Source organism: Agrobacterium leguminum, assembly GCF_015704895.1.
Classification (GTDB): domain Bacteria; phylum Pseudomonadota; class Alphaproteobacteria; order Rhizobiales; family Rhizobiaceae; genus Agrobacterium; species Agrobacterium leguminum.
In genome coordinates this window covers 79,814-99,800 of record NZ_JADQWB010000019.1, presented here as the reverse complement: position 1 = coordinate 99,800, position 19,987 = coordinate 79,814, and the positions used below count along the sequence as shown (strand labels likewise).

Below are 19,987 nucleotides of genomic sequence, written 5' to 3'. Positions count from 1 at the left end.
ATTTAGCGGGTCGGAACCGGCGTCTCACCGCGATAATCGTAGAATCCGCGGCCGGATTTGCGGCCGAGCCAGCCGGCCTCGACATATTTGACCAGCAGCGGGCAGGGGCGGTATTTGCTGTCGGAGAGGCCGTCATGCAGCACCTGCATGATTGACAAACAGGTGTCGAGACCGATGAAATCGGCAAGCTGCAGCGGACCCATCGGGTGGTTGGCGCCGAGCCGCATGGCGGTGTCGATGGCTTCCACCGAGCCGACGCCTTCATAAAGCGTATAGATCGCCTCGTTGATCATCGGCAGCAGGATGCGGTTGACGATGAAGGCCGGGAAATCCTCGGCAACGGTGATCGCCTTTTCCAGCGTCCGCACGTAGTCCTTCGCCGCGTCGAAGGTCTTTTCATTGGTGGCGATGCCGCGCACCAGTTCCACCAGTTTCATCACCGGAACCGGATTCATGAAGTGGATGCCCATGAACTGTTCGGGACGGTCGGTGGCGGAGGCGAGCCGGGTGATGGAGAGCGACGACGTATTGGTGGCGAGCAGCGCCTCGGGCTTCAGGATCGGGCAGACCTGCGCATAAATCTTGCGCTTGATCTCCTCGTTTTCCGTCGCGGCCTCGATGACGAGGTCCATGGCCGCCAGATCGTTGATGTCGGTCGAACCGCTGATCAGCGCCAGCGCCTGCTTGCGGGCGTCGTCCGAAAGCTTGCCATTGGTGACCTGGCGGGCGAGATTGCCGTTGATCGTGGCAAGACCGGCCTCGATGCCTTCCTTGGAAAGATCGTAGATATGGACCTTGTAGCCGGCGATGGCGGAGACATGCGCAATGCCGCATCCCATTTGACCGGCTCCAATGACACCGATGTTCTTAAAGGGGGCGGTCATAGGCTGGTCTCCTCTCAGGGATTTTGTCTGCGTTATTGCCGGCGATGTTACGCATATCGCCGAAAAAGAGAAGGCGGCGCGTTTAAAAAACGCGCCGCCTCCAATTTATGCTTAAATTACAGCGATTTTTCGAGTTCGGGCAGCGCCTCGAACAGGTCTGCGACGAGGCCGTAGTCGGCCACCTGGAAGATCGGCGCTTCCTCGTCCTTGTTGATGGCGACGATGACCTTCGAATCCTTCATGCCGGCCAGATGCTGGATGGCGCCCGAGATGCCGGCGGCAATGTAAAGCTGCGGCGCAACCACCTTGCCGGTCTGGCCCACCTGCCAGTCGTTCGGTGCATAACCGGCATCGACAGCCGCACGGCTGGCGCCAACGGCGGCACCGAGCTTGTCTGCGACGGGAAGGATGACTTCCTTGAACTTCTCCGACGAACCGAGCGCGCGGCCACCCGAGATGATGATCTTGGCCGACGTCAGCTCCGGACGGTCGGACGACGCCAGCGCATCGGAAACGAAGCTGGAAAGGCCAGGGTTTGCAGCAGCGCCAATGGTTTCAACCGCTGCCGAGCCGCCTTCAGCCGCCGCCGCAAAGGCGGTCGGACGCACGGTGATGACCTTCTTCGCATCGGTCGCCTGCACCGTCTGGATGGCGTTGCCGGCATAGATCGGCCGCTTGAAGGTGTCAGGGCTGACGACCTCGATGATTTCCGAGACCTGCGCCACATCGAGAAGCGCCGCAACGCGCGGCGTCACGTTCTTGGCCGAGGCGGTCGCCGGCGCAATGATGACGTCATAGGAAGGCGCAAGCGAAACGATCAGCGCCGCCAGCGGTTCTGCCAGCGCATTGGCATAGGACGCGTCGTCGGCGAGCAGCACCTTGGATACGCCGGAGAGTTTCGCTGCTGCGTCAGCCGCGCCCTTTGCATTGGTGCCGGCGACCAGTACATGGACGTCGCCGCCGATTTGCGTTGCCGCCGTCAGCGTCTTGCCCGTCAGGTCGGAAAGGGTTGCGTTGTCGTGTTCTGCCAGAAGAAGAATGGCCATGAGAATATCTCCCTTTTCCGAAACCTTAGAGGACGCCGTCGGCTTTGAGCTTTTCGACCAGCTCGGCAACCGAGCCGACCTTGATACCGGCCTTGCGGCCTGCCGGTTCTTCGGTCTTCAGCACCTTCAGGCGCGGCGAAACATCGACGCCGAAATCGGCCGGCGCCTTCTTGTCGAGCGGCTTCTTCTTCGCCTTCATGATGTTCGGCAGCGAAGCATAACGCGGCTCATTGAGACGAAGATCGGTGGTGACGACGGCGGGAAGCTTCAGCTCAACCGTCTGCAGACCGCCATCGACTTCACGGGTGACTGCGACCTTGCCGTCGGACGGTACGACCTTGGAGGCGAAGGTGCCCTGGCCCCAGCCGAGAAGGGCGGCCAGCATCTGGCCCGTCTGGTTCGAATCGTCATCGATTGCCTGCTTGCCGACGATCACGAGGCCGGGCTGCTCAGCCTCGGCAACGCCCTTCAGAAGCTTGGCGACGGCCAGCGGCTCGACCGTTTCGTCGGTCTCGATCAGAATGGCGCGGTCGGCGCCCATGGCGAGCGCGGTGCGCAGCGTCTCTTCCGCCTTGGCCGGGCCGATGGAGACGACCACAACCTCTTCGGCCTTGCCGGCTTCCTTCAGGCGCAGCGCCTCTTCCACCGAGATTTCGTCGAACGGGTTCATCGACATCTTCACATTCGCAAGCTCGACGCCCGAACCATCCGATTTTACGCGGATCTTAACGTTGTAATCGACGACTCGTTTGACGGGGACAAGGATCTTCATCGGCGGCTTTCCTCAAACTCCTGTCCGCTTTGGCCAGTTGACCGCGCGGACCTCCAAAAACAGGTTGGCGACATGGATAAGCATTTTTCCCGCAATTACAACGGAGCAATCTTCATTATCACATGCACGTAAGGCATATCTTACGTTGACGTTCACGTAAATACTCTATCTCTTTCGCAAGAGCTCATCTGCTCCCGTCATAGCCCCGTTCGATTTGCGACAACCCCGCCGTTTGCGACGGATTCTTGAACTGTGCCGCCCTCGGCGGAACAATGGTGCGGTCAAACAGGGGAACGCCCCGCCTGCGCATGAAGATCACCATGATTGCGCCCGCCATGATGCCGCCCACATGCGCGCCCCAGGAAACGTTTTCCTCGAGCCCGAGCGCCAGCATCAGGAACTGCTGGCCGATCCACAGCGCCAGCGGAATGAAGGCGGGCAAAGGAAGCGGAATGCGCATGAGAACCAGCACCCAGACGCGCACCCTGGGATGCAGCAGGAAATAGGCCGCGACGACGCCGGAAACCGCACCCGAAGCGCCGATCAGCGGCCCCTCCGAGGTGGGGGCGACGAAACCGTGAAACAGCGCGCCGGCGATGGCGCAGGCGATGTAGAAGATCAGGAAACGGAAATGGCCGAGCGCGTCCTCGACATTGTCGCCGAAGACCCAGAGAAACAGCATGTTGCCGGCCAGATGCCAGAAATCGAGATGCAGGAAGGCATAGGTGACAACGGTCAGGTCATCGGGCACGATCTGCAGGGCGGGTTCCAGATAGGCGTAGTCGAACACCACTGCCGGAATGAAACCGAGGCCGAGGGCAGCGGCATTGGCCTGGGTGTCGCTGGCCAGCACCCCGGTAAACAGCCAGACCAGCACATTGACCACGATCAGGCCGATGGTGACATATTGCAGCCGGATATGTTTGAGGGAATTCGCATCGTGCAGCGGTATGAACATCGAACGCCCTTTGGTTGCGTCATTGAAACGCTTTAGCGGTTCTTGCCGGGAACCCACAATATATCGGCCTTGCCCGCATCATTGGCGAAGCGGGCGGCGACGAACAGGAAGTCGGACAGGCGATTGGCATATTTCAGCGCCGCCGGGCTGACGATCTCATTCTCAGTGACGGAGAGTTCCACCATCAGTCTTTCCGCGCGCCGGCAGACGGTGCGCGCCATATGCAGGCTGGCCGCCGCCGCACGGCCGCCCGGCAGCACGAAAGAGGTCAGCGGTTCAAGGGCGGCATTGAGATCGTCGATTTCGTTTTCCAGCCGTGTGACCTGGCTTTCGACGATGCGTAGCGGCTCATAGGAAAGCGGTTCGCCGCTGTCCGGCGTGGCGAGATCGGCGCCGAGATCGAAAAGATCGTTCTGGATGCGGAAAAGCATGGCATCCAGCTTTTCCATCCCACCCGTATGAAGCCGCGCGACGCCGATGGCCGAATTGGTCTCGTCCACCGTGCCATAGGCCTCGACGCGAAGATCGTGCTTCAGGCGGCGCGGGCCGGAAACCAGCGCCGTGGTGCCCTTGTCGCCGGTACGGGTATAGATCTTGTTCAGCTTCACCATGTCAGCGGCCACCGCCGGTGAGCCAGAGGGTGAACATGATCAGCACAATCGCCACAGCCTGCAAAAGCAGGCGAAGCTGCATCAGCTTGTTGGAGCGGTTGGCGTCCTGTCCCTTCAGCATGTTGAAGAGGCCGCGTATCAGCACGATGACGACGAGGCCCATGACGATAAGGGCCAGAACGGTGGTGAAGCCGGACATGCGGTATTACTCCTCCTCAATCGAATCTGCGCAGCAGACGATAGAAAAGTCCGGCAGGCAAGAGCCGTTTCAGCACAAGCCCCTGTTTGGCCGGCACGGTAACGGGATAATGCGGTTTCGGCCTTTTGGCAGTCAGGGCATGTTTCAACACGGCATAAACGGCGTCCGGGCCGAGCTTGTGGCGGTTGACGGGGCCGGAACCATCCATACGCGCCAACTGGCGTTTATATTCCGCCGCATGGGCGGAATTTTCGAGATCGATGTGCTCGTTGATATGGGCAAGCGCCGTCGCGGTGAATTTGGAGGTGATCGGCCCCGGTTCGATCAGGCTGACATGGATGCCGCTGCCCTGAAGCTCCATGCGCAGCGTGACGCCCAGCCCCTCGAGGGCGAATTTCGATGCGGTGTAAGCGCCGCGATAACGATAAGGCACAAGGCCGAGGATGGAGGAGCAATGCACGATGCGCCCCGCACCCCGGGCGCGCATGAAGGGAATGACCCGCCGCGTCAGATCGTGCCAGCCGAAGACATTGGTTTCGAACTGTGCCCGCAGCGCTTCGACGGGCAAATCCTCCACCGCGCCCGGCTGGCCATAGGCGCCGTTGTTGAAAAGCGCATCGATGCGGCCGCCGGTCCGGGCTGCGACGGTGTCCACCAGCGCGGCGATGGTTTCCGGCTTGGTATAGTCCATGATCAGGGTCTCGATGCCCTGGTTCTCAAGCGCCGCCATGTCGGCGATGCGCCGCACGGTGGCGAAAACCCGCCAGCCGTCCCGGTGGAGCGCGCCGGCGCAATGGGCGCCGATGCCCGAGGAGCATCCGGTGATGATGATGACGGGTTTTTCAGACATTTGCCGCTCCGGGAAACCGACTGTTGCTCTGGCCCGATTGCCCGGCCCGTTAAAATCCTATCGCGCGAAATCCGTGCCCTTCTGGAACCGAAAGGCCAGCTTGCGCGCTGTACAAAGCGAAGCTGATTTCCCATATTCGGCTCGAAGTTACAAATGAAATGCCGATGAATGGAGGTGACATGGTTGCCGCAGTGCGCCTGGCAGGCAAGGTTGCCTTCGATGCCTATTCCCATTTCGCCGAGGATGACGGCTGGGCGATGGCGAGCCATATGGCGCTGTCGATCCTGCTGGCCCTGTTTCCATTCCTGATCTTCGGCACGGCCCTCGCCGGCTTTCTGGGGGCGGATCAGTTTTCCGAAACGGCGGTGCATCTTATTTTCGACACCTGGCCGGAGGCGATTGCCGGGCCGCTGGCGGCGCAGGTGCAGCAGGTGCTGACCATTCCGCGCGGCGGGCTGCTGACGATTTCGGTGCTGGCGGCCGCCTATTTTGCGTCCAATGGTGTCGAGGCGCTGCGCATTTCATTGAACCGCGCCTATCGTGTCACCGAAACGCGCTGGTGGTATGTCACCCGCCTGCTCAGCCTGCTTTATGTGCTGATCGCCGTCGTGGTCTTTGCCGGCATCAGCATCGTGCTGGTTGCCGTGCCGGTCGCCACATCTTTTGCCGAGCAGCGGTTTCCGTGGCTGACGGATGTGCTGAACACCATCTCCAGCCTCGGTCTTTATGGCACCATCGTCGTGCTGACGGCGGGACTGGTGGCGGCGCATCTGTGGCTTCCGGCCGGCAAGCGCCGCATCTGGGATGTCTGGCCGGGCATTCTCCTGACGATGATCTTCTGGGTCATCGGTGCGGCCATCTTCGCTTATTATCTCTCCACCTTCGCCAATTATGCCGCCACCTATGCCGGTCTCGCTTCGGTGATGGTGGTACTGGTGTTTCTTTATATGGTCGGCGTCATCTTCATGCTGGGAGCTGAGGTGAATGCCGCGCTGATGAAATACAAGGTCCGGCAGATCATCCGCCGCAATATCGGCGGCAACGGTGCGCGCCGCGGTCAGGCGCTAGAGGAGCCCGACAAGCCGGCGGATATCTGAGGGCGCAGCACCTTCCGAACGAAGGGCGGAAAGCCCGGTGCTGCCTTCGCTTTTCGAGAGCTTGCGCCCGTCCGCACCCAAGATCAGCCGGTGATGGCGATAGGCCGGTTGCGGCAGGTCCAGCAGGTGTTGCAACAGCCGGTGAATGGCGGTGGCGTGATAGAGATCCATACCGCGTACCACATGGGTTATGCCCTGCAGCGCATCATCCACCACAACGGAAAGATGATAACTCGACGGCGCGTCGGAACGCGACAGTACCACATCGCCCCAAAGCGCGGGCAGGGCCTCGATCTGCCCCGTCTCGCCATCGCCGCTCTCCTGCCAGAACAGGGGGCTGCCGATGGCGTGGATCGCCTTTTCCATGTCGAGCCGCCAGGCGTGCGGCCGGCCGGAGACGAGCAGCGCATCCCGTTCCACCCTTGGCCTCTCCCGGTCGATGGCCGGGTAAAGCGGCGCGCCATCGGGATCGCGGGGCCACAACCCTCCCTCCGCCTCGAAAGTACGAACGATTGCCTTGGTTTCTCCACGGCTCAGAAAGGCAGGGTAAGCAAGTCCTGCCTCGATCAGCCTGTCCAGCGCCACGCGGTACTCTTCGAAATGCTCCGATTGCCGCCGCGCAGGTTTCTCCCAGTCGAGACCCAGCCAGCCAAGGTCATCATAGATTGCCCGTTCCAGCTCCGGGGTGCAGCGTGTCTGGTCGATATCCTCGATACGCAGCAGAAAGCGGCCGCCATTGTCTCGCGCCATATCGTGGTTCAGGAAGGCGGAAAGCGCGTGGCCGAGATGCAGCAGGCCATTGGGGCTTGGTGCGAAACGGTAAACCGGTTTTTGACGGAGAGGCGAAGGCATGGTTTCTTCTGCCATGTTTTAAAGCACCCCGCCAGCGGCTGGCGGCATATGGAATGACGGACATGAAAATCATCACCGGGATGGACGACATAAGCGAAGGGCTGGAGCATCTCGCCCACCTCGATCCGGCTCTCGGCCTTGTCATCGAAAAAGCCGGCCCGCTGGAACTGCGCATTCACGAACCCGGCTTTTCCGGCCTTGCCCATATCGTCGTTTCGCAGATGGTGTCGCGCGCCAGCGCCAATGCCATATGGGCGCGTATCCTTGCCGGCACCGGCGGCGTGGTCACGGCGGAAAATTATCTCGGCGCACCGGCGGAATTGCGCGCCACTTTCGGCCTTTCCCGGGCCAAGGCGACGACGCTGGAAGGGCTGGCGCGCGCCGTCACGGAAGGGCAGATCGATCTTGACGGCGTGGTGCGCAAGGAGGGGCGTGCGGCCCTTTCCGAGCTGGTTGCGCTTCGCGGTATCGGCCCGTGGACGGCGGAGGTCTATCTGATGTTCTGCGGCGGGCACCCGGATATTTTTCCGGTCGGCGATGTGGCGCTGAGATCGGCGGTGGCCCATGCGCTTGCCCTGGAGGTGAGGCCGGAAGCGAAATGGCTGGCGGAACGCGCGGCGCTTTGGTCTCCATGGCGCTCCGTGGCCGCCCGGCTTTTCTGGGGCTATTATGCCAATATCATGCGGCGCGCCATGGTGCCTCTGCCCTGAGCGGGGTTAAAAATCGGCGATACTGTAGGGCAGGGCTCCGCGCGAAAGGTGGTCGAATTGCAGTTTGCGTTTCAGCGGCGGTACGGCGCGCTGCACGCAATCCACCCTCTCGCAGACCCGACAGGAAATGCCGATGGGTTTGAAGGAGGCCGCATTGCCGAGATCGAGCGTATCGGCATAAACGAAATTCTGCGCATGGGAAATTTCGCAGCCAAGCGCGATGGCATAACGCGGTCTCTCCGTGTTGAAACCGGCGCCGGCCTTTTCGATCTGCGTGGCGATGGAAAGATAGCGCACGCCGTCAGGCGTTTCCGCCAGTTGCCGCACGATCCTGTCGGAGCTTTCGAAGGCCTGATGGATATTCCACAGCGGACAGGCCGCGCCGAAACGGGCAAATTGCAGCCGCGTGGCGCTGTGGCGTTTGGTGATGTTGCCGGCGCGGTCGATCTTGGCAAAAAAGATCGGCACGCCCTTCATGCCCGGCCGTTGCAGGGTGCTGAGCCGGTGGGCCACCTGCTCAAGGCTCGCGCCGAAACGAACGGCGAGAAGCTCGAGATCGTGGCGCAGTTCCTGCGCCGCCCGGTGAAAGCGGCCATAGGGCAGGATGAGGGCTGCGGCGAAATAATTGTGCAGCCCGATACGACAGATTTCCGCAGCTTCCGCATTGCGGAAACCGGCGCCGGCCAGCACCCTGTCCACGGTTGGGCCGGCGTGAAGCTGGGCGATCTGCAATGCAAGCTGAAAACAGCGGGTCGGTGCGGCCATGTAGGAGCTGAGGGCGAGCGTCTTGCCGGCAGGATCGAAGTGCCGGATCAGACCGCCCGCCGCCTCGGTTCGGGTGATATGGATGCCGTAACGGCTCTTCAGATGCGCCGCCAGAATGCCATAGGTCTCGCCGCCTTCTATCTCCAGCTCTTCCGCCAGCTCCTCGGCCAGAAGATCGATCTCGGCAACGTAATTGTCGACGAAGTGGAAGAAATCGCGCACCTCCTCATAGGGGGTTCTTTCCACCTGCGCGGTGCCGCGGCCCAGCCGGTCATCCAGCTGCACCAGCTGCTCGCTGTTCTGGCGATAGGCCTGATGGGCGCGCAGCAGCGCATGGGCAAAACCCGGCGCGTTCTGAGCAATCAGCTTCAACTCCTGAAGCCCCGGCTCGTAATTCAGAAACAGCGGGTCTTTCAGCGCTTCGCGCACGGCGGAAACCAGCCGGTCGCTTTCACCGGTTGCGAGTTCCGCCATGTCGAGCTGGAATTTTTCCACCAGCGTCACCAGAACGCTGGCCGAAACCGGGCGTTGATTGTTTTCGATCTGGTTCAGGTAACTCGCGGAAATGCCGAGCCGTTCGGCGAATTGCGCCTGCGTGGCGCGGGCGTTTTCGCGAAGGCCGCGAACCTTGCGGCCGATGAAGAGTTTTTCCGTCGCCATGTTGCAACTTTGCAAAATTAAACATTGCAAATATTTATGGCACGCATACGCGCACGATCAAGGCTTCTTGGCGAATGTTTTCTGGGCTATTGATCGTGGCACAACGCATGGAGGAAACATGCCCGGCATTCTGGAGCAATTGGAAACGCGGCGCGCTGAGGCGCGGCTCGGCGGCGGCGTCAAGCGCATCGAGGCGCAGCATGGCAAGGGCAAGCTGACGGCGCGCGAGCGTATCGACGTGCTCCTGGATGAAGGTTCCTTCGAAGAATACGACATGTACGTCACCCATCGGGCGGTGGATTTCGGCATGGCGGAGCAGAAGGTGGCGGGTGACGGTGTCGTTACCGGCTGGGGCACCATCAATGGCCGGCAGGTCTATGTGTTTTCGCAGGATTTCACTGTGCTTGGCGGTTCGCTCTCGGAAACCCATGCCCAGAAAATCTGCAAGATCATGGATATGGCGGTGCGCAACGGCGCGCCGGTGATCGGCCTCAACGACAGCGGCGGCGCGCGTATTCAGGAGGGCGTGGCCTCGCTCGGCGGTTATGCCGATGTGTTCAAGCGCAATGTCGTCGCCTCCGGCGTCGTGCCGCAGATTTCCGTCATCATGGGACCTTGCGCGGGCGGTGCCGTCTATTCGCCGGCCATGACCGATTTCATCTTCATGGTGCGCGATACCTCCTACATGTTCGTGACCGGGCCGGATGTGGTCAAAACCGTAACCAACGAAATCGTTACGGCTGAGGAACTGGGCGGAGCCTCCACCCATACGAAAAAATCCTCTGTCGCCGATGGCGCTTATGAAAACGACATCGAAACGCTGGAACATGTACGGCTGCTGTTCGATTTCCTACCGCTGAACAACCGCGAAAAACCGCCGGTGCGCCCGTTCCACGACGATCCGGCCCGGCTGGAAGCACGTCTCGATACGCTGATCCCTGATAGTTCCAACAAGCCCTATGACATGAAGGAACTGATCCACGCGCTGGCCGATGAGGGCGATTTCTTCGAGTTGCAGGAGGCCTTTGCCCGCAACATCATCACCGGCTTCATCCGTCTCGAAGGCCAGACGGTGGGCGTTGTCGCCAACCAGCCGATGGTGCTGGCCGGCTGCCTCGATATCGACAGTTCGCGCAAGGCCGCCCGCTTCGTGCGCTTTTGCGATGCCTTCAACATTCCGCTGCTGACGCTGGTGGATGTGCCGGGTTTCCTGCCGGGAACCGCGCAGGAATATGGCGGCGTCATCAAGCACGGCGCGAAACTTCTCTTCGCCTATTCGGAAGCGACGGTGCCGATGGTGACGCTGATCACCCGCAAGGCCTATGGCGGCGCTTACGACGTGATGGCCTCAAAACATATCGGCGCGGATGTGAATTATGCCTGGCCGACGGCGGAAATCGCCGTGATGGGCGCGAAGGGGGCGGTGGAAATTCTCTATCGTTCCGAGCTTGCCGATCCGGAGAAGATCGCCGCACGCACGAAGGAATATGAAGAGCGTTTCGCCAACCCCTTTGTGGCGGCGGAACGCGGTTTTATCGACGAGGTCATCATGCCGCATTCCTCGCGCCGTCGCATCGCCCGCGCCTTCGCGTCGCTGCGTAACAAGAGCGTGGAAACCCGCTGGAAGAAACACGACACTATTCCGCTCTGAGACTGGAAAAATGCTTCGGCCACCTTACTATATGTTTGTTCAGGCGCCCGGATGTCCGGATGTCCTCCCGAAACGCACAAGGACACATTTTCATGGCCGAAAATTCCTCCGCAGATAATTTCCCCGCCGGATATGAGGTGCCCAAGGTCTGGACCTGGGACAAGGGCAATGGTGGCCAGTTCGCCAATATCAACCGTCCGATTGCCGGTCCCACCCATGAAAAGGAACTGCCCGTCGGCAAGCACCCGCTGCAGCTTTATTCGCTGGCGACGCCGAATGGCCAGAAGGTCACCATCATGCTGGAAGAATTGCTGGCCGCCGGCCACAAGGGCGCAGACTATGATGCGTGGCTGATCAAGATCGGCGAAGGCGACCAGTTCGGCTCCGGTTTCGTCGGCGTCAATCCGAATTCCAAGATCCCGGCGCTGATGGATTACTCGACGTCTGAGCCGACGCGCGTTTTCGAAAGCGGCTCGATTCTCGTTTATCTCGCGGAAAAATTCGGCGCCTTCCTGCCGAAAGAGGGCAATGCCCGCACGCAGGCGCTGAACTGGCTGTTCTGGCAGATGGGCTCCGCCCCCTTCCTCGGCGGCGGTTTCGGCCATTTTTATGCCTATGCGCCGGTGAAGATCAAATACGCCATCGACCGCTACGCCATGGAAGTCAAACGTCAGCTCGACGTGCTGGACCGGCATCTGGCCGAGAACCGCTACCTGGCGGGTTCGGAATATACGATCGCCGACATGGCCGTCTGGCCATGGTATGGCAAGATCGCGCTCGGTCAGGCCTATGGCGATGCCGGTGCGTTCCTTGAGGCGGACGGTTACAGACACGTCATGCGCTGGACGCTCGAAATCGGCGAACGTCCGGCGGTCAAGCGTGGCGTGATCGTCAACAAGACCTCGGGCGATCCGTCCGAACAACTGCATGAACGCCACGATGCCTCCGACTTCGAGACGAAGACGCAGGACAAGATCGGCAAGGCATAAGGAAAGATTAGAGCGCCAAAAGCGCTCTAACTATTTGAATTGGCGCATTTCCGGACGTAAAAGCAAGGCAGCTTTTACTGGAAATGTTCTGGAAGGACAAAAGATGGCGAACCTGCCCGAAATGACCAAACACAAGGGATTTCCCTCCGGCATGCCGAGCACGGGCGTCCAGTTCACCATCCGCCGCGCCAACCCCAAAGGGGTAACGCCTATCAAGATGATACCCCGCCGGGCGCGCAACGACACCAAGGAGCATCGCATCGATGCCGCCTTCCTGCACTCGCTCTGGCACCATTTCGGCGCCGAGCCCTTCGAGCGCGGCAATCTCGACGCCGCCCGCCTCAACCTGCTCTTCGGCCGCGAGGTCGTGCCGGCGGAAAAGAATTTCGATCCGCTTTCCTATCAGGCGATGCTGGTGATTGACGAGCGCGTTGCGCGGCAGAACTTCCCGGAATCCTTCGAGAATTTCTTCGAGATTTGAGTGTGCTGTCATCCGCCAACGGGGAATGAAATTCGATGTCGACAGCGACCAGCAAATTTCTGAGTTACGTTCTGCGCCATGCGCCTGAAAGTATCGGCCTGACCCTGGATGCTCAGGGTTGGGCGGATGTCGCAGATCTGTTGGCAAAAGCGAATGCGAGCGGCACGCCGCTCGATGAGGCAGGCCTCTTTTCGGTCGTCGCAGAAAGCGACAAGAAGCGCTTCACGCTGTCGGAAGACGGCCGCCGCATCCGGGCGGCGCAAGGGCACTCCGTTAAGGTCGATCTTGGCCAGCCGCCAGTCGAGCCGCCGCCGCAATTGTTTCACGGTACGGCGACCCGCTTTCTCGATTCCATTCTGCGGGAAGGCTTGCGTCCGGGGGAAAGGCAGCAGGTTCATCTTTCCGCTGACCGGAAGACTGCGATTGCCGTCGGACAACGGCACGGAAAACCCGTGGTCCTGATTGTCGATGCCGGCCGGATGTTTGCGGATGGCTGCAATTTCTACCAAGCCGACAACGGCGTTTGGCTGACGGACGCCGTGCCATTTGCCTATCTGACCCCGTTCGAGGATTCCTCAGCGGAGAGCGACGGGTGACGGGCTGACGTTTGGTAATGGAGGAGGGAGGCGAAATGGGTGTCGGCATATTTCAGATCGATATGGATTGGCTGCATCGCTGGCTAAGGCAGCGGCGTGGCGGCGGTGCCCGTAAGCCCGGCAACCGCAACCTCAAACCCAGAATGACGCCGGAAGCCGCCCGCCTCGATCACCGGCAGATGTTGAGGTTCATGGCGCTCAATGCGGCGGTCGGCGTGCTGATCGGCGTCTGCGTCGGTGCAGCGCTGATCTTTCTCGACATTGGCGGTTTGGGCGCGCGCATCGGCCGCGCCGCAAATCCGGTCGTGCCCGTGCTGCTGGTCGTCATGCCCATCGCATCCCTGTTCGGCGCGGCCGCCACCGCCTCGGCGATCCTGATGATGCCCTATGAAAAGAAATTCCGCGACGATGATGACGATGCGAGGGGAGAATAACCGCATGATCAAGAAAATCCTCATCGCCAATCGCGGCGAGATCGCCTGCCGGGTCATCAAGACGGCGAAGAAGATGGGCATCGCCACTGTCGCGGTCTATTCGGATGCGGATGCCAATGCACTGCATGTGAGACAAGCGGATGAGGCCGTTCATATCGGCCCGGCCCCCTCGTCGCAGTCCTATATCGTCATCGACAGGATTCTTGAGGCAATCGCGAAGACCGGGGCGGATGCTGTCCATCCCGGTTACGGCTTCCTGTCGGAAAATGCTGCCTTTGCCGAGGCGCTGGAAAAGGCGGGCGTCGTCTTCATCGGCCCACCTGTTGGCGCCATCAAGGCCATGGGTGACAAGATCACCTCCAAGAAACTGGCCGCGGAAGCGGGCGTTTCCACCGTCCCCGGCCATATGGGGCTGATCGAGGATGCGGATGAGGCCGTGAGGATCGCCTCGCAGATCGGTTATCCCGTCATGATCAAGGCGTCGGCCGGCGGCGGCGGCAAAGGCATGCGCATCGCTTTCAACGATGCTGAGGCGCGCGAGGGTTTCCAGTCTTCGAAAAACGAGGCGAAATCCTCCTTTGGCGATGATCGCATTTTCATTGAAAAATTCGTCACCCAGCCGCGTCACATTGAAATTCAGGTGCTGGGCGACAAGCACGGCAACACACTTTATCTGGGTGAACGCGAATGCTCGATCCAGCGGCGTAACCAGAAGGTGATCGAGGAAGCGCCGTCGCCCTTTCTGGATGAAGCGACCCGCAAAGCCATGGGCGAGCAGGCCGTGGCGCTGGCGAGAGCGGTCGGTTACCATTCGGCCGGCACGGTGGAATTCATCGTCGATGGCGAGAGGAATTTCTACTTTCTGGAAATGAACACCCGCCTGCAGGTGGAGCATCCGGTAACGGAACTCGTCACCGGTATCGATCTGGTCGAACAGATGATCCGTGTGGCGTCAGGTGAAAAGCTCTCCTTCGGACAGGCGGATGTGAAGCTGAACGGCTGGGCCATCGAAAGCCGGCTTTATGCCGAAGATCCCTATCGCAACTTCCTGCCCTCCATCGGCCGGCTGACACGATATCGCCCGCCGCAGGAGGGTGCGCAGGAAAACGGCACCGTCATCCGCAACGATACCGGCGTTTTCGAAGGCGGCGAGATTTCGATGTATTACGATCCGATGATCGCCAAGCTGTGCGCTCTAGGCAAGGATCGTGAAACCGCCATCGACGCCATGGGGCAGGCGCTGGATCGTTTCGAGGTGGAGGGCATCGGCCACAATCTGCCCTTCCTGTCGGCCGTCATGCAGCATGAGCGTTTCCGCGCCGGTAGGCTCACGACAGGTTTTATCGCGGAAGAATTTCCGGAAGGGTTTTCCGGCGTGGAACCGGATGAGGCCACGGCGCGCCAGCTTTCCGCTATTGCCGCCATCATCCATCAGCGGCTGCAGAGCCGCGCGGTCGAAATTTCCGGCACCATTGGCAATCATCGCCGCATCGTCGGTCAGGACTGGGTGGTGTCGTTTGGCGCATCCCGCCACAGGGTTAGCGTTGAAACCGGCACGGATGGCACGGCGGTCCGTTTTGAAGACGGGGCGGCGCTCACCGTCGATACCGGCTGGCTTCCCGGCCAGAGCCTCGGCCTGTTCACGGTCGAAGGTGAGGTCATCGCCGCCAAGGTCGATCTTGCAGGTGCTGCGATCCGCCTGCGCTGGCGCGGCATGGATATTCGTGCCCATGTGCGCAGCCCGCGTGTGGCGGAACTGGCGCTGCTGATGCCGGAAAAACTGCCGCCGGATACATCGAAGCTGCTGCTCTGCCCCATGCCGGGCGTCATCACCGGTATTTCGGTGGGTGAGGGCGATGAGGTGGAGGCCGGGCAGGCGCTGGCGACGGTGGAAGCCATGAAGATGGAAAACATTCTGCGCGCGGAAAAACGCGGTCGCGTCGCCAGAGTGGCGGCAAAACCGGGCGACAGCCTTGCAGTGGATGAAGTCATCCTCGAATTCGAGTGATGGCCGCTGCCGTTTTTCCGGAACGCATGTGGGCCGGAGCGGTTTACGGGGTCGGACCTGCGGGCGGATCGTTCGATTTTCGTCACGATCACCGGCCACAGTGCTAAAATGAAATGCAGAAGGGGAGAGATGCATGTCGGGTGAAAAAACGGTGCGGGATTGGCTGCAGCTTGCCGAAAAAGAGCTGAAGCGTTCACCGGAAACGCTCGTCTGGCACACGCCCGAAGGCATTGAGGTCAAGCCGCTCTATACGATTGACGATCTTCAAAAGATTTCCCATCTCGACAGCCTGCCGGGCTTTGCGCCATTCACGCGCGGCCCGCGCGCCACCATGTATGCCGGCCGGCCATGGACGATCCGTCAATATGCCGGTTTTTCCACGGCCGAAGCCTCGAACGCCTTTTACCGCAAGGCGCTCGCCGCCGGTCAGCAGGGCGTTTCCGTGGCGTTCGATCTCGCCACCCATCGCGGTTATGACAGCGATCATCCGCGCGTCGAAGGCGATGTCGGCAAGGCGGGCGTGGCGATCGACAGCGTCGAGGACATGAAAATTCTGTTCGACGGCATTCCGCTCGAAAAAGTCTCGGTGTCGATGACCATGAATGGCGCGGTCATTCCGGTGCTCGCCAGTTTCATCGTTGCGGGGGAAGAACAGGGGGTGCCCCGTGCCGCCCTTTCGGGCACCATCCAGAACGATATCCTCAAGGAGTTCATGGTCCGCAATACCTATATCTATCCGCCCGAACCCTCGATGCGGATCATTGCCGACATCATCGAATATACGGCGAAGGAGATGCCGAAATTCAATTCCATCTCCATTTCCGGCTATCACATGCAGGAAGCGGGCGCGACGCTGGTGCAGGAGCTGGCCTTCACGCTGGCGGATGGCCGCGAATATGTGCGGGCGGCGCTGGCCAAGGGGTTGAATGTCGATGATTTCGCCGGCCGCCTGTCGTTCTTTTTCGCCATCGGCATGAATTTCTTCATGGAGGCTGCCAAGCTGCGCGCCGCGCGCCTGCTCTGGTCGCGCATCATGGAGGAGTTCAAGCCGCAAAAGGCGTCGTCGCTGATGCTGCGCACCCATTGCCAGACGTCGGGCGTCTCGCTTCAGGAACAGGACCCCTATAACAACATCGTCCGCACCGCGTTTGAGGCCATGTCCGCCGTGCTCGGCGGCACGCAGTCGCTGCACACCAATTCCTTCGATGAGGCGATTGCCCTGCCGACGGAGTTTTCCGCCCGCATCGCCCGCAATACCCAGCTCATCCTCCAGCATGAAACCGGCGTCACGAAGGTCGTCGACCCGCTGGCCGGCTCTTATTATGTCGAAAGCCTGACCGATGAGCTGGCTGAGAAGGCCTGGGCGCTGATCGAGGAGGTGGAGGCGCTGGGCGGCATGACAAAAGCCGTGGCCGAAGGCCTGCCGAAACGATTGATCGAGGAGGCGGCGACACGCCGCCAGGCGGCGGTGGACAAGGGCGAGGAGGTCATTGTCGGCGTCAACCGTTATCGTCTCGAAAATGAAGAGGATATCGATGTTCTCGATATCGACAACGCCGCCGTTCGCGCCGCGCAAATCCGCCGCATCGAAGAAACGCGCCGCCGCCGCGATGGCAAGGAGGTCGGCTCAGCTCTGGACGCGCTTTCCGAGATCGCCCGCAGCGGCAAGGGCAATATTCTCGAAGCCGCCGTTGTCGCCGCCCGCGCCCGCGCCACGGTGGGAGAGATTTCCGATGCGCTGCGTGCGGCCTTCGGCGACCATGCCGCCGTGCCGGAGGTGGTGAGCGATATATACGGCGAGGCCTATAAGGACGAGCCGGAACTTGCCACGCTCGCCGCCCGGCTTTCCGGTGTTGCTGAGAGGATTGGCACCAAGCCGCGCATCATGGTCGCCAAGCTCGGGCAGGACGGGCATGATCGCGGCGCGAAGGTCATCGCCTCCGCCTTCGGCGATATAGGTTTCGATGTGCTGGCCGGACCCCTGTTTCAGACACCCGTTGAAGCAGCCGATCTCGCCGTCCAGAACAGGGTGCATGTGGTCGGCATGTCGTCACTCGCCGCCGGTCACAAGACGCTGGCGCCGCAGCTGGTCGAGGCGCTGAAACAGAAGGGCGCGGACGATATCATTGTTGTGGTCGGCGGCGTCATTCCGCGGCAGGATTATCAGTTCCTGCTTGACCACGGTGTCTCGGCGATTTTCGGCCCCGGCACCAATGTCATGGATGCCGCCAACAAGGTGCTCGACCTGCTCGAAGGCATCCGGCGGAACGCGTGAGGGAGAGACGGCCATGTTCGGAAGACTAAATCACGTCGCCATCGCGGTGCCCGATCTTAATGCCGCCATTGCCCGTTACAGGGCGCTGGGCGCAGATGTCTCGGAACCGCAATCGCTACCCGAACACGGCGTGACGGTGGTTTTCATTCAGGCTGACAATACCAAGATTGAGCTTCTTTATCCGCTTGGCGAAAATTCGCCGATTGCCGCTTTTCTCGAGAGAAATCCGGGCGGTGGCACGCATCATCTCTGCTTCGAAGTGCCTGACATTGTCGCGGCGCGCGACGATCTCGTCAAAAAGGGCGTTCGAATTCTGGGTGATGGCGAGCCGAAGATCGGCGCGCATGGCAATCCCGTTCTTTTTCTGCATCCGAAGGATATGGGCGGTGTGCTCTATGAGCTTGAGCAGGTTTCCCCGACACATGGCTGAAACACAGACCCCGTAAGAGGCTGGCCATACGGTGGACGGCGCGCAGCGGCCGTTCGCCTTTGCCGGAACGTGTTTCGTTTGTTTTCTTTTGACATTCGTTTTATTTTCGTTTTTATGGCAATTGTCTTTCAACGATGGGGACGCGATCCCCGACGCCGTCGTGGAGGCTCTATGTCCGGCGAGAATATTTTCGATCTTTTTGTCATCGGTGGCGGCATTAACGGCTGCGGCATTGCCCGCGACGCCGTCGGCAGGGGTTATTCCGTTGCGCTTGCGGAAAAGGGCGATTTCGCTTCCGGCACCTCTTCCGCCGCCACCAAGCTCATTCATGGCGGCCTGCGGTATCTTGAACATTACGAGTTTCGTTTGGTGCGCGAAGCGCTGATGGAGCGGGAAATCCTCTGGGCCATGGCGCCGCATGTCATCTGGCCCATGCGTTTCGTTCTGCCCATCCAGAAAGGCGGCGTGCGCCCGGCATGGATGGTCCGGCTCGGCCTGTTTCTTTATGACAATCTCGGCGGCCGCAAGCTTTTGCCGGCGACCCGCACGCTCGATCTTCGCAAGGATCCGGCGGGCAAGCCGCTGAAGCCGGCTTTTGCCAGAGCTTTCGAATATTCCGACGGCTGGGTGGATGATGCCCGTTTCGTGGTCCTCAACGCGCGCGATGCGGCTAATCGCGGCGCGACGATCATGAACCGCACGCGGGTCGTTTCCGCACGGCGCGAAGGCGGGTTGTGGCTCATCGAGACACTGGACGAAAAAACTGGACGTGCGGAGACACATAAAGCACGCATGCTGGTGAATGCCGCTGGTCCCTGGGTGGACAAGGTGCTTTCCGGCGTCTTCGGCCGCAACGACGTGCACAACGTCCGGCTCGTGCAGGGCAGCCATATCATCGTGCGCAAGAAGTTTTCCGATCCGCGCGCCTATTTCTTCCAGAACCCTGATAACCGCATCATCTTCGCCATTCCCTATGAGCGCGATTTCACGCTGATCGGCACCACGGACCGCGATTACAAGAGCGATCCGGCCAGCGTTCGCATCTCTGAGGAGGAGATTTCCTATCTCTGCAACGCGGCCAGCGACTATTTCAGCGAACCGGTCCGGCCGGAAGATATCGTCTGGACCTATTCCGGCGTGCGGCCCCTCTTCGATGACGGCGCATCGAAAGCGCAGGAAGCGACGCGTGATTATGTGCTGAAGGTTGAAGAGACAGAGGGTGAGGCGCCACTCCTCAATATTTTCGGCGGCAAGCTCACCACCTATCGGCGGCTGGCGGAACATGCGCTGGAAAAGATCGGTGCGGCGATTGGCGAAAAGGGCAAGCCGTGGACGGCGGGCTCCCACCTGCCGGGCGGCGATTTCGGCGCTGAGAGATATGAGGCGCAGGTGCGGGCGCTCGTCTCCCGTTATCCCTTCCTCGATGGGCGCCATGCCGAGCGACTTGTCAGAAACTACGGCACCAAGGCGGCGGAACTGTTGGGCAGCGCCACCGATGTCTCCGGCCTCGGCCGGCATTTCGGCGGCACGCTTTATGAATGCGAGGTGCGCTGGCTGGTTGAGCACGAATGGGCCTGCGCGGCCGAGGACATTCTCTGGCGGCGCACGAAACAGGGCCTGCGCCTTAACAAGGACGAGGCTGCCGGTCTCGACGAGTTCGTGGCTATGCTGATGGGTGGCGGACAAAAGGCCGAAGTCGTGGCGGAGCGCGCCTGAAAA

The 19,987-nt window shown here is 60.8% G+C and carries 20 protein-coding genes; 11 read left to right on the top strand and 9 right to left on the bottom strand.

Annotation, left to right across the window (positions count from 1 at the left end; genetic code table 11):
• Positions 1-2 precede the first annotated feature (2 nt).
• The 7 genes from I3J13_RS21740 to I3J13_RS21710 all read right to left on the bottom strand — a co-directional run bounded on the left by I3J13_RS21740 (position 3) and on the right by I3J13_RS21710 (position 5,320).
• Positions 3-884 (bottom strand): 3-hydroxybutyryl-CoA dehydrogenase, encoded by an 882-nt coding sequence (locus I3J13_RS21740; RefSeq protein ID WP_003523331.1) that lies wholly within the window; start codon positions 882-884, stop codon positions 3-5.
• 116 nt (positions 885-1,000) lie between these two features.
• Positions 1,001-1,930 carry an electron transfer flavoprotein subunit alpha/FixB family protein gene (locus tag I3J13_RS21735; protein ID WP_196380197.1) on the bottom strand — a complete coding sequence of 310 codons (930 nt, stop codon included), beginning with the start codon at positions 1,928-1,930 and terminating at the stop codon, positions 1,001-1,003.
• A 25-nt stretch (positions 1,931-1,955) separates the two neighbouring features.
• Positions 1,956-2,702 (bottom strand): electron transfer flavoprotein subunit beta/FixA family protein, encoded by a 747-nt coding sequence (locus I3J13_RS21730; RefSeq protein ID WP_003520827.1) that lies wholly within the window; start codon positions 2,700-2,702, stop codon positions 1,956-1,958.
• 184 nt (positions 2,703-2,886) lie between these two features.
• Complete coding sequence (locus I3J13_RS21725) at positions 2,887-3,660, bottom strand: rhomboid family intramembrane serine protease (protein WP_196380196.1); 774 nt, start codon at positions 3,658-3,660, stop codon at positions 2,887-2,889.
• 32 nt (positions 3,661-3,692) lie between these two features.
• A complete protein-coding gene (locus I3J13_RS21720; RefSeq protein WP_196380195.1) occupies positions 3,693-4,271 on the bottom strand; it encodes a cob(I)yrinic acid a,c-diamide adenosyltransferase in 579 nt (192 codons plus the stop codon).
• 1 nt (position 4,272) lies between these two features.
• The gene (locus I3J13_RS21715; RefSeq protein ID WP_003520830.1) at positions 4,273-4,470 is read right to left on the bottom strand and encodes a twin transmembrane helix small protein; all 198 of its coding nucleotides are present in this window, start codon (positions 4,468-4,470) and stop codon (positions 4,273-4,275) included.
• A 16-nt stretch (positions 4,471-4,486) separates the two neighbouring features.
• Positions 4,487-5,320: an SDR family oxidoreductase gene (locus tag I3J13_RS21710; protein ID WP_125144909.1), complete on the bottom strand. Its 834-nt coding sequence runs from the start codon at positions 5,318-5,320 to the stop codon at positions 4,487-4,489.
• Between the two features lie 179 nt (positions 5,321-5,499).
• Between I3J13_RS21710 and I3J13_RS21705 the strand changes: the two genes are divergently transcribed.
• Positions 5,500-6,417, top strand: coding sequence for a YihY/virulence factor BrkB family protein (locus I3J13_RS21705; RefSeq protein WP_196380194.1), 918 nt, complete (start codon positions 5,500-5,502; stop codon positions 6,415-6,417).
• Here I3J13_RS21705 and gluQRS read toward each other — a convergent pair.
• Entirely contained in the window at positions 6,385-7,284 is a 900-nt protein-coding gene (gene gluQRS, locus I3J13_RS21700; protein WP_196380193.1) for a tRNA glutamyl-Q(34) synthetase GluQRS, read from the bottom strand. The two genes, I3J13_RS21705 and gluQRS, sit on opposite strands and share 33 nt — an antisense overlap.
• A gap of 38 nt (positions 7,285-7,322) precedes the next feature.
• Here gluQRS and I3J13_RS21695 point away from each other — a divergent pair, with 38 nt between their 5' ends.
• The gene (locus tag I3J13_RS21695) at positions 7,323-7,979 is read left to right on the top strand and encodes a DNA-3-methyladenine glycosylase family protein (RefSeq protein ID WP_196380192.1); all 657 of its coding nucleotides are present in this window, start codon (positions 7,323-7,325) and stop codon (positions 7,977-7,979) included.
• Between the two features lie 6 nt (positions 7,980-7,985).
• On the opposite strand, the gene I3J13_RS21690 is transcribed toward I3J13_RS21695, so the two are convergent.
• A complete protein-coding gene (locus I3J13_RS21690) occupies positions 7,986-9,404 on the bottom strand; it encodes a helix-turn-helix domain-containing protein (protein ID WP_196380191.1) in 1,419 nt (472 codons plus the stop codon).
• Positions 9,405-9,522: 118 nt separating this feature from the next.
• On the opposite strand from I3J13_RS21690, the gene I3J13_RS21685 reads away from it, so the two are divergent.
• The 9 genes from I3J13_RS21685 to I3J13_RS21645 all read left to right on the top strand — a co-directional run bounded on the left by I3J13_RS21685 (position 9,523) and on the right by I3J13_RS21645 (position 19,984).
• Positions 9,523-11,055 (top strand): acyl-CoA carboxylase subunit beta, encoded by a 1,533-nt coding sequence (locus I3J13_RS21685; protein ID WP_196380190.1) that lies wholly within the window; start codon positions 9,523-9,525, stop codon positions 11,053-11,055.
• A 92-nt stretch (positions 11,056-11,147) separates the two neighbouring features.
• A complete protein-coding gene (gene yghU, locus I3J13_RS21680) occupies positions 11,148-12,044 on the top strand; it encodes a glutathione-dependent disulfide-bond oxidoreductase (RefSeq protein WP_196380189.1) in 897 nt (298 codons plus the stop codon).
• A gap of 103 nt (positions 12,045-12,147) precedes the next feature.
• Complete coding sequence (locus tag I3J13_RS21675) at positions 12,148-12,525, top strand: hypothetical protein (protein WP_003520841.1); 378 nt, start codon at positions 12,148-12,150, stop codon at positions 12,523-12,525.
• A 35-nt stretch (positions 12,526-12,560) separates the two neighbouring features.
• Positions 12,561-13,121 carry an RNA 2'-phosphotransferase gene (locus tag I3J13_RS21670; RefSeq protein WP_059753676.1) on the top strand — a complete coding sequence of 187 codons (561 nt, stop codon included), beginning with the start codon at positions 12,561-12,563 and terminating at the stop codon, positions 13,119-13,121.
• Positions 13,122-13,156: 35 nt separating this feature from the next.
• Positions 13,157-13,555 (top strand): hypothetical protein, encoded by a 399-nt coding sequence (locus I3J13_RS21665; protein ID WP_003520843.1) that lies wholly within the window; start codon positions 13,157-13,159, stop codon positions 13,553-13,555.
• 4 nt (positions 13,556-13,559) lie between these two features.
• Entirely contained in the window at positions 13,560-15,563 is a 2,004-nt protein-coding gene (locus I3J13_RS21660; protein WP_196380188.1) for an acetyl-CoA carboxylase biotin carboxylase subunit, read from the top strand.
• A 133-nt stretch (positions 15,564-15,696) separates the two neighbouring features.
• Positions 15,697-17,838: a methylmalonyl-CoA mutase gene (gene scpA / locus I3J13_RS21655; RefSeq protein ID WP_196380187.1), complete on the top strand. Its 2,142-nt coding sequence runs from the start codon at positions 15,697-15,699 to the stop codon at positions 17,836-17,838.
• Between the two features lie 13 nt (positions 17,839-17,851).
• The gene (gene mce, locus I3J13_RS21650; protein ID WP_196380186.1) at positions 17,852-18,268 is read left to right on the top strand and encodes a methylmalonyl-CoA epimerase; all 417 of its coding nucleotides are present in this window, start codon (positions 17,852-17,854) and stop codon (positions 18,266-18,268) included.
• Between the two features lie 171 nt (positions 18,269-18,439).
• Entirely contained in the window at positions 18,440-19,984 is a 1,545-nt protein-coding gene (locus tag I3J13_RS21645; protein ID WP_196380185.1) for a glycerol-3-phosphate dehydrogenase, read from the top strand.
• Positions 19,985-19,987 lie beyond the last annotated feature (3 nt).